A 9,205-nucleotide genomic window follows, 5' to 3' on the forward strand; every position below is an offset into this window, starting at 1 on the left:
CTCATCGGCTTCCAAAATCCTCACCCGCAGATCGTCCGAATAGGCTCGTCCCATCCTCGTCATCGCGGTCACTTCGCCAGAGAAACCCAGGATTACTCGTAAAATCGCTGCTGGGTATAGCTATCTTGATTCTGCTCTAAGATTCGGGCGGAGAAGGCACCTCTTCATACCAATATCCATGCTGTAGATACAAGATGTCGTTGAGCTTACGACGAATCCTCCGCTTAAGTGGCGCGAATTATTCGTGGGAGAGTGCGCAAAAGTGAACAGACGTCCTTCTAACTAGGTGCAAGCATATGTCAAAATACCGCGTAGAGTGTGAAGCAGCGCGGATTGGCATTGATCCTCAACAAAGTGAGCCGTTTCCGGCATTTCCCTTCGCGATCATTGCCTGAGCCCCGACTCGATGTGGCAATTCTGCCGTTAGCCTAAAGTTGATATGGTTCTGTCTTCGCAGAGCGGTCCATATTGCTTCCGCACCCGAAGGGGGGGCTTCGGAATGATTCAGCCTGGCCGACCGGAATTTGATACTGCCGCCTATCTGACACACACCGGACTCGGTCGAAGAGTCGTGCAACTAGAGCCAAAGCAGGCATTCTTTTCGCAGGGAGATCCGGCGGATTCCATCTTCTATTTACAAAATGGCCGGGCAAAGATCACGGTCGTATCGCAAACCGGGAAGGAAGCCACCATCACGATCTTCACCCCAGGTGACTTTGTAGGAGAAGAGTCGCTCACAGCAAGCCGTATGCTGCGATTGGCCACGGCCACCGCCATCACAGCCTGCAGCGCACTCAAGATTAATCGAGAAGAGATGATCCGCGTATTGCACGAAGAGCACGAGTTCTCCGATTTATTCCTGAAGTTCCTTCTGGCCCGCAGCATGCGCATCCAGGCGAATCTCGTCGACCAGCTCTTCAACTCCAGCGAAAAGCGTTTGGCGCGCATTCTCCTGCTGATGGCGGAGATCACCAAAACTGGCGAGCCCAAACAATATATTCCTAAGATTTCGCAAGAGACCCTGGCGGAGATGATTGGGACAACCCGTTCCAGGGTCAGCTTCTTTATGAACCGCTTCCGCAAGCTCGGCTTTATCGACTACAGCGACCGAATCCAGGTTCACAAATCCCTGCTGAACGTTGTTCTGCACGACCAACTGCCTGGCGACATGACCGAAGGAGCATCCGTTTCGGAGTCCAATCAGAAATTGGAGAGATACACGCACTAAGAATTTTGCGCGCGAATCGATTGAACAGCGCAAAAGATGCCGATCAGCATCGATGCGATATCCAGCGACGGACATCGGAGTATTATAGCCATGGCCGCTGCACGCTTAAGCCGAACCGAGCAGCTTGTAACGAAAGGGAACTGATGCTTCCTACAAGAAAGACACGTGAGTTGGCCCGCAGTCTCGTTGCTCGCGAGGCTGATTCGAGCACAACCTCACTGCAAACTGAACCAGCGAGTGTGCGTGTCTATGAGAGGTTGCGCCGACAACTCGGCGCACCCGTAGGAGCTGAGAGCTTTCAGTCTCTCGCTTCTCGTGCTTTGGCGCTGGCCAGGTCGGAATCTCCCCGGCTCAAGGCGGTGCAGGTTATGGCGAATGGGGGTTTGCGCGGTCTTGGCGAAGTTGAGTCTCAGACCAACCCCAATGAAGGTGGCGAGGCCGGAGTCATTCTGATCGCGCAGTTGCTCGGGCTGTTTCTTAACCTTCTTGGCGAATCGACAACGATGCGCCTGATCGAAGATTTACGCTTGCAAGCTGAAGTCGGTGCCGAGACTGTCACAACCACAGCGGACACGGCAGACTCGGTGTCCGAAGACCTCGCAATCACTGCGGCTTTCGAAGACCTTCTTCTGGAAATTGACCAGCTGAGGAAGGTGAGCGGACGTATTGAAAACCTGGCGGGCAAGCATCCCGGCATGGAGGAAGGACTCCTGAGTGCTGCTGGAAACGTTCGCAGCATTGCCACGGTTTTGGATGTATTCACACTTATCCGAAGCAAGGCCGGCGGTTCGAAGGAAGACCCACCGTCTCCAAAAACGAGTGGCTACCTGAATTGAATTCCGTCGGCACGCTACATCCAATGCGGCTCTGGACGTCGAATACCTCAACCGCGGCGTATTTGCGAAATGATGGAATCGCCGCCCTGACCCTCCCACGAAGCGGATAACCGTTAACTGAAGCCGCGACCTGGAGCAATGCAGGGTTGAACATGACCACTCCTCTGGAAATGCGAGATTTAGCCCGTCTGCTTCTTGCTTACGAAGCCTTTGCAGACAAAACCCCTCAGCCGGTGGGGTCCGCTACTCTTCGCGTTTATGAGAAACTGCGCCATTGCTTCAGTGCATTTGCAGGAGCAGCGGCTTTTGAGTCCTTCGCTTTCCGCGCGTTGACGCAAGCCAAGTCGGAAGCTCCACGTCTTTGGGCGGTGCAAGTCGCCGCGGATGGAGCTTTAGAGGGCCTGAGCGAGTCTGAATCTCAAGTCGACATTGACATGGATCTGGCTGGCGAGGAAGGAACAATTCTAATCGCCCGACTACTCAACCTGCTTCATATCTTCCTTGGTGAAGCTTTAACGTTGAGCCTGCTGCGCAATGCGTGGCCAGGTGCGGCTTTTGACGATCGAAATTCGGGGAATGGGAGAAAATCGTGAGCACACAAGAAAAAGTGAAGATAAACAAGCTACCCACTGGAGTTCCCGGCCTCGACGAAATTGTGGGTGGCGGTCTCCCCGAATACTCCTTCAACATCATCGCGGGAGCCCCCGGGAGCGGGAAGACGACCCTGGCACACCAGTTCGTGTTTGCCAATGCGACCCCGGAGCGACCTGCGCTCTATTTCACGGTCCTGGGTGAGTCAGCCATAAAGATGCTGCGATACCAGCAGCAGTACACATTCTTCGATCCTGCCAAGCTGCCGGATGCGATTCGCTTTATCAACCTCAGCCAGGTTGTGCTCGAGAAGGACCTGGGCGCGGTCCTGGAGGAGATCACAAAAGAAGTTGAAAAGACCAACCCCGCTGTGGTCGTGGTTGACTCATTCCGCACCATGGTGCGGAAGCCAAAAAGCGATATGGATCTGCAGTCCTTCATTCAGCGGTTAGCCCTGTCTCTTGCCAGCTGGCAAGCTACAACTTTCCTGATCGGCGAATATGCCGAAGACGAGCTGCGCGATAATCCGATATTTACCGTCGCCGATGGACTGTTCTGGTTGCGCCAGACAACGGAGCGAAACTCAATTGTCCGCAAGTTGCAGATCATAAAACTGCGAGGCCAGGCCTCCGTGCCTGGGTTGCACACGTTTCGAATCACCGAAGCCGGAGTGCAAGCCTTTTCGCGCACGTTTGGGTTGACCGCACGCAAGAGAAATCCGCCCGGCAATCGGCGCCTTTCCTTCGGCGTTCCGGAGTTGGACAAGATGTTGGATGGGGGCGTGCGCGAGGGCGATAGCGTGCTCGTCGCCGGGTCTTCGGGCACCGGGAAATCTGTTCTCGCAACCCAATTCATTTCGGAAGGTATACGCCGAGGGGAACCGGGAATCGTGGCTGTCTTTGAAGAACGCCCGGAGGCGTATGCGGAGCGGGCCAGCAGTTTAGGTTTGGATTTGGAAACGCCGCAGAAAGACGGGACACTCACGATCCTTTATCTCCGTCCCCTCGATCTGTCGGTGGATGAAACCATGCAGTCGATTCTCGATGCAGTGCAAAAGATCGGCGCAAAACGCCTCGTGATCGATTCTCTGGCAGGGTTTGAGATGGCTCTATCGCCCGGCTTCCGCGCTGACTTTCGCGAATCGCTCTACCGGATGATCTTCGCTTTGACAGGAATCGGGGTAACGATTCTGAGCACAGTTGAGGTGGATGAATCCTTTACTGATTTCCCCTTCAGTACATACTCCATTTCTTTCCTTTGCGATGACATCATCCGGCTCCGGTATGTTTCTATCGATGGTGAACTTCGCAAAATTATGGTGGTAATCAAGATGCGGGGCGGAAATCATGCCAAGGATATTCGCGAATATGAAATCACGTCGAAGGGCGTGGTCATTCTCGGCAAACGCCTCACAGACTATCAGGGACTTATCAGCGGAATTCCCGTCCATATGGATCGATCCAAGCAGAAGGAAGAGCCTTCAGGTCGCCCCCAAATCAAAGCGTAATTTTTAAGGAAGCATCCAGGAAAGGAACCGCCGACGATTGCGGCCTCCTTTCGATGGACGATGTGCGGCCGAATGCCAGGTGATGCCGAGGCCGTATCTTCGCCTGTTAGGCAAGGTACGACGGCGGTAACGAATTTTCCGAATGCGGTAAGGCGCGCTGGACGACGTCAACGGAGTTACTTTTCGAGCACTTTCTCCATCTGTCCAATCTTTCTCTCGACTTTGCCGAGGCTGTGTTCGGCTTTGCCTTTAGCTTCTAAATCCGGATTGTTCGTGACGTTGCCTGCCGTCTCTTTGACAGTGCTCTTTACCTCATGGATATTGCCGTTGATCGCGTCCTTCGTACTCGGTTTCATCTGTTTCTCCATCTCGTCAGATGACACATTTCCGCGGATCCCACTTCGGGGGCTTCTTCCGGATTCGATTACCTGTTCGCATTCACAATTTCAGCAGCCGATCAAAGAAGGAACGATAGCGCTGCAGGGCAACGCGAAGGTCCTCTGTGGACACGTTGTCACCGCGGTCCCATTGCTTCTCCAGGCCTGAACGTTCATTGGCGAAGCCTGCAGCAAGTCGCTGCATCACCGTGGCTACAAGTTGGTCGGCGTCTTTGACTGTCCCGCGTGGCTCATCGACGAAACTGGTCTGTATCTTGATCCACTGCGACCTGAACTCTCCCATCTCCGACTCAGAAAACAAGGGAATGGATTCCGAAGCTGCGGCCGCTGGATCCAAGGGTTCCGACTCGTGACCTTTCACAAGTCTGGGTCCTTCGAGTTGCTTTGACGCGCCGGTCTTCGCCAGGTCGGCCGTCGGAAGTTCTCCATCCAAGGTCTTAAGCTCACCCATCATGCCACCTCTTTTCTTTCCACAGGGGTTGGTACCTGCACCAGTTCTTCAAATAGAGAGCGGTAGTGAATCATCGCCGTCCTGAGATCTTCAGTGGATGCCTGGTCTTTCCCAAGCCGCAGCGCAATCTCATGCGCAGAACGGTAGTTCTCCACCACTCTGGGATGATCTACAGAAATGTCGTCGGCGCGTTGATCGAAATCGGATACGGGATAGCCACGGGTTTTCATCACGGAGGACACCAGGTCGTCAGCTTCCGCGACAGCCCCCTTTGGGGAATCGACGAAACCAGACTGTATGGACGCCCACCGTTTCGAATAGCGTTCGTGTTCCATCGGATCAAGATCGCGAATCTTGAGCTTCTCAACCCGCTTCTCGCGATCCTCCAATCTTGATTCAGCTTTTCTTTCCGACCCGTGCGCCAGTACTGCCCTGTCATACTCAGGCCCGAACTTTTGGCGCAGGGCTGCAGTGTTTCTGCTGCGTTTTCGAACGTACAACCAAACCAGTACAGCGGCGATCACAATCAGCACCGCAGCTAGAACAATAACCTTTGGATCGAGCATATCCAAATTCATAGGAACCTCCATGGAACCCTGTTTGTTTGCGAGATTCTAGCGTCGGAAAAACCTCGTGAATGGCCATAATCAATCCTTAAGCAACACAAAGCTGGTCAGAATTGACCCTTGCTCGAATTCGAGATTTTGGAATCCGTGATGAGGGCGGATGAATGGAGACTGTGTTCAAGAAGCCGAAAGGAGGCACAGTTCACGTGGTGAGCAATCCTATACAGCGCCGCCGAGACAAATGAGGGAAGCTGAAGGCCGGCTTCTCGGGGCGGGAGTTGCCGAATTTCCTGGACTCGGGTGAGGCGCCGATCAAAGGACGAATATGAAAACTACGAAGCTATTTGTTATCTTGCTGACTTTGTTTGCGATTGGGACGGTAGTAGGCTGCTCGAGGTTTTCCACGAAGTCGCCGGATGTCTCGGACAGCATCCGCAAATCGCTTGATCAAGCAGGCCTCAAGGATGTCTCTGTCAGTCAAGATCGTGACAAGGGTATCGTGACTCTTGGTGGACAAGTCGCCAGTGACGATCAGAAGGCACAAGCTGAATCCCTGGCAAAGTCCATCGCGGGGGCACAGGTCGTCGCGGATCAGATTGCCGTGCTTCCCGCGGGTGCAGAAAGAGAAGCAAAAGCCATGAACTCTGATCTGGACCAAGGCATCGAGAAGAATTTGGATGCCGCGCTGATCCAGAACAAGATGCAGCATAACGTGAAATACAGTGTGAAGAACGGCGTAGTTACACTGACCGGAGAAGTGAACTCACAAAACAAGCGTTCGCTCGCTGAGAAGGTGGCGGCCGGGGTGCCGAACGTACAGCAAGTGGTGAACAATCTCCAAGTTAAGAACCAAAAAGCCACTTCAAGACAGTAGGAGCCCAAAGGGACCTGTGACCGCGTAACCGCTCAAGGCTGTCACGCAAACGGCAGCACATGCGAAGTCTCAAACCGCACTCTTCGGCGATGACGTCGCAGTCAAAACACAGAGTGTAACCAAATTCGTGACTTAAATCGGGAGTTGTAGCCCGGACAGAGAAGAGGACCTGAGATGCTGATCATACTGATTATTGTTCTGGTGCTCGTTTTCGGCGGAGGAGGAGGGTACTTTGGCTACAGCCGCTGGGGCGCAGGCGGGGGCGCAGGCATAGGGCTTGGTACGGTGCTGCTCATTCTGCTGATCCTCTATTTGCTGGGAGTACTCCGGTAGGGCGATTTGCGGAGAGCCTGTCTCGATGAAGAGAGTTTGGAAACGGACAATGGGATCGCTCATGCTAAGCCCGAGGTGAAGCTCCGGGCAGGCTCATCAATCTGGAGAAGCTTCACGCCTCACAGCCTCTTCCTCAGTAAATGCCGTGCCGAGTTCTGCGACAACATTCTCCCCGTGCCGCAGCCTGCTCAAGCGTCGCAGCGACTTATTCCGCGATGGATCGCTTTCTCATCTTTGAACCGGACGCGCCCGGGAATTTGCACCTTTTTTGTGTGCGAATTGCAGGGCGCTCCACTCAGACGCCTGGCTCGATCGTCGGCCGCTCGAATCCTTTTCGGCGGCACTGCCGGGTCAAACGCGTGACAGCAGTGGCGCCGTTGGGTTGAAGATTCGTTACCGCGTGGCCTCGAACAGGAACCACGCACGGCGCTCTGCTTCGTCGATCCAGATCTCGATCAGGCTGGTTGTCGCGTAGTCATTGGCTTTGCTGGCGATTACGTGCGCCGCCCGCACCCCAGCACGACCCTGTCCTATGGCAATGCGCTGATGAAGTCGAAGCGGGATGCAAACAGCAAGGTGGTTCGCATGGCACTGCACCCCGTAGAAGCAGAAGCCAGCGTGGCGTGAGTACAACCGATCCCAGAGCTGCAAAAGGCCGCTCGCGGCGGCCTTTTGCGCATCATTCGGTGGGCGGGGCTCTATTTGGATCCTTATTGGACCCCGCTCGAAGGTTCTCAATCCCGTAACTGATTGATTTGATTGGTTGCGGGGGCTGGATTTGAACCAGCGACCTTTGGGTTATGAGGGGAAAACCAGTGCCTAAGCGATACAAAATAAACCAACTTACCCCAATAAATACGCCTGTTTTCGCGTTCTGATTCTGTCCGTTTTGGGTCGTTTTGTTTCCAATTCACGGACAGAAAGCGGACAAATCCCCGTTCGGATTATCCTGAGTACTGCAATCCAAAAGGGACCGAATATGACCGAGGCAAACTCTGCCGACGGAAAGCGGAAGCGCGGCGGAACGGGCAATTTCTTCATCGTTGACCAGAGGCTTTGGAAGGCCGTTTGCGATGCGGACGATATCAACTCCGCCGCCGCATGGCTGCTGTTGGCGCAAGGGACAGGCGCGAACCAGCGCACCACTGCCTGGTCTGTAGATGCAATCATGCGTTACCTGGGCATGGGCTATAACCGTGGGAAAGAGGCCATCGACAAACTGATTGCCCTAAGATTCATCCAGTACGGTGAAAAGCACACGCAACGGAAGCCGCGCTATGACCTGCTCACATTCGCGGAATGGGATGCGCTCAGACAGAAGCCCCGAAAGCGACGGAACCCATCCGCAGATGCTGATTCCGATTCCAACCTGATTTGGCTTCCGAATGAGCTTGTGACTGGAACAGGTAAGAGCGAGAAATCCCCCATTCACAAGCTCAGGGCCGCTGGTGATCCTTGGGCGCTTCGGCTTTTCGTGGACCTGTACCATGCTCAGAACCTCAGAGATGACGGAGGAATCGCGCGCAAGGTCCTGTGGCTGAAATACAAGCCGGTTGAGCTTGGGGAACGCGGGCCGTACAGGATTGTAGGATTCAAGCCGGAAGGAAGATGGCTCACTTGGGAGGGGCCATTCCGAATTCATCACTCACGCCCGAAGCCAACCGCCGAATCCCAACCAACTTGGGATAGCTTGAACATTCTGGAGCATTTCGGCGTTCTGAGCTTCATCCCGCATCTGGTGGAGAACGACACGAACGCCGCCGAATTGATTCATGCCGTCGGGATCGGCGCGCACGGTGAACACCCTATCGAAACTCAAATCGGCAATGAAGCCTGCCGCGCGGGGGCCGCCATGTGCCAACCGTGGCAGCTAACGAAAGCCGAGGGACTAATCGTTTGCCCCATAAGCAGGGACTACCCCAAGGCACAGATAATTGGGATTGCGCGCCTCCATTACAGACCGCACACGAAACGAACGTCCGCCTGGAGTAGCAACCTTCAATTCAACGGGCCTGCATGGATAGATCAGTACCGCCGGATAGCTGCCGAATATGCCACACAACAGGCCGCATACGCATAGGAGTCCGAAGAGACATCAAAGGGACTCAACGAGGGTCAATGAGGCATCAAAGGGAATCAAGGTCTCTGTAAGAACAATCTCACCCCCAACCCCCTCAAGGGGGCTTGCGCAGAGACTAGCTCTGCGCTGTTGGTTTCCAAACGGGTTTGCCTGAGATTGTCTGAACCGTCAAAAGCCTTCCACAATAGAGCTAACCCATGCTGCATCCCAGCCTCTATTTCCCCGATTACCCCGGACCCGCGAAGCCTTTCGACCGCGCCGCCGATGTGCGGCAATCCGCCGGGAGCGCCGCTCCAACCGTCCGCCGGGATTTGCAGCGCATCGTGCTCCCTTCCGGTTGC

At 54.6% G+C, this 9,205-nt stretch carries 10 protein-coding genes and 1 pseudogene; 7 read left to right on the forward strand and 4 right to left on the reverse strand.

What is annotated here, in order from left to right; all coding sequences use genetic code 11:
- Positions 1-571 precede the first annotated feature (571 nt).
- The 4 genes from ROO76_00280 (at position 572) to ROO76_00295 (ending at position 4,162) form a co-directional block, all read left to right on the forward strand.
- The gene (locus ROO76_00280) at positions 572-1,228 is read left to right on the forward strand and encodes a Crp/Fnr family transcriptional regulator (protein MDT8066580.1); all 657 of its coding nucleotides are present in this window, start codon (positions 572-574) and stop codon (positions 1,226-1,228) included.
- A gap of 20 nt (positions 1,229-1,248) precedes the next feature.
- The gene (locus ROO76_00285; protein ID MDT8066581.1) at positions 1,249-2,064 is read left to right on the forward strand and encodes a hypothetical protein; all 816 of its coding nucleotides are present in this window, start codon (positions 1,249-1,251) and stop codon (positions 2,062-2,064) included.
- A gap of 146 nt (positions 2,065-2,210) precedes the next feature.
- Positions 2,211-2,657, forward strand: coding sequence for a hypothetical protein (locus ROO76_00290; protein MDT8066582.1), 447 nt, complete (start codon positions 2,211-2,213; stop codon positions 2,655-2,657).
- Positions 2,654-4,162 carry an ATPase domain-containing protein gene (locus ROO76_00295; protein ID MDT8066583.1) on the forward strand — a complete coding sequence of 503 codons (1,509 nt, stop codon included), beginning with the start codon at positions 2,654-2,656 and terminating at the stop codon, positions 4,160-4,162. Before ROO76_00290 ends, ROO76_00295 begins: the two co-directional genes overlap by 4 nt.
- 176 nt (positions 4,163-4,338) lie before the next feature.
- On the opposite strand, the gene ROO76_00300 is transcribed toward ROO76_00295, so the two are convergent.
- The 3 genes from ROO76_00300 to ROO76_00310 form a co-directional block, all read right to left on the reverse strand.
- Complete coding sequence (locus ROO76_00300) at positions 4,339-4,518, reverse strand: CsbD family protein (protein ID MDT8066584.1); 180 nt, start codon at positions 4,516-4,518, stop codon at positions 4,339-4,341.
- An 82-nt stretch (positions 4,519-4,600) separates the two neighbouring features.
- On the reverse strand, positions 4,601-5,014 hold the full coding sequence (locus tag ROO76_00305; protein MDT8066585.1) for a hypothetical protein: 414 nt from the start codon (positions 5,012-5,014) through the stop codon (positions 4,601-4,603).
- Positions 5,011-5,589 (reverse strand): hypothetical protein, encoded by a 579-nt coding sequence (locus ROO76_00310; protein ID MDT8066586.1) that lies wholly within the window; start codon positions 5,587-5,589, stop codon positions 5,011-5,013. Before ROO76_00310 ends, ROO76_00305 begins: the two co-directional genes overlap by 4 nt.
- 313 nt (positions 5,590-5,902) lie before the next feature.
- On the opposite strand from ROO76_00310, the gene ROO76_00315 reads away from it, so the two are divergent.
- Together ROO76_00315 and ROO76_00320 are read left to right on the forward strand one after the other, a co-directional pair.
- Complete coding sequence (locus ROO76_00315; GenBank protein MDT8066587.1) at positions 5,903-6,451, forward strand: BON domain-containing protein; 549 nt, start codon at positions 5,903-5,905, stop codon at positions 6,449-6,451.
- Between the two features lie 174 nt (positions 6,452-6,625).
- The gene (locus ROO76_00320) at positions 6,626-6,784 is read left to right on the forward strand and encodes a DUF3309 domain-containing protein (GenBank protein MDT8066588.1); all 159 of its coding nucleotides are present in this window, start codon (positions 6,626-6,628) and stop codon (positions 6,782-6,784) included.
- Positions 6,785-7,177: 393 nt separating this feature from the next.
- Here ROO76_00320 and ROO76_00325 read toward each other — a convergent pair.
- Positions 7,178-7,297: pseudogene (locus tag ROO76_00325) on the reverse strand (DNA starvation/stationary phase protection protein).
- A 466-nt stretch (positions 7,298-7,763) separates the two neighbouring features.
- Here ROO76_00325 and ROO76_00330 point away from each other — a divergent pair.
- Positions 7,764-8,864: a hypothetical protein gene (locus ROO76_00330; protein ID MDT8066589.1), complete on the forward strand. Its 1,101-nt coding sequence runs from the start codon at positions 7,764-7,766 to the stop codon at positions 8,862-8,864.
- Positions 8,865-9,205 lie beyond the last annotated feature (341 nt).

Source organism: Terriglobia bacterium (assembly GCA_032252755.1).
Taxonomy (GTDB): domain Bacteria; phylum Acidobacteriota; class Terriglobia; order Terriglobales; family Acidobacteriaceae; genus JAVUPY01.

Coding starts and splice junctions, on each gene's coding strand:
- ROO76_00330 (MDT8066589.1), top strand. CDS start 7,764: ATGACCGAGGCAAACTCTGCCGACGGAAAGCGGAAGCGCGGCGGAACG.
- ROO76_00315 (MDT8066587.1), top strand. CDS start 5,903: ATGAAAACTACGAAGCTATTTGTTATCTTGCTGACTTTGTTTGCGATT.
- ROO76_00300 (MDT8066584.1), bottom strand. CDS start 4,518: ATGAAACCGAGTACGAAGGACGCGATCAACGGCAATATCCATGAGGTA.
- ROO76_00310 (MDT8066586.1), bottom strand. CDS start 5,589: ATGAATTTGGATATGCTCGATCCAAAGGTTATTGTTCTAGCTGCGGTG.
- ROO76_00305 (MDT8066585.1), bottom strand. CDS start 5,014: ATGATGGGTGAGCTTAAGACCTTGGATGGAGAACTTCCGACGGCCGAC.
- ROO76_00320 (MDT8066588.1), top strand. CDS start 6,626: ATGCTGATCATACTGATTATTGTTCTGGTGCTCGTTTTCGGCGGAGGA.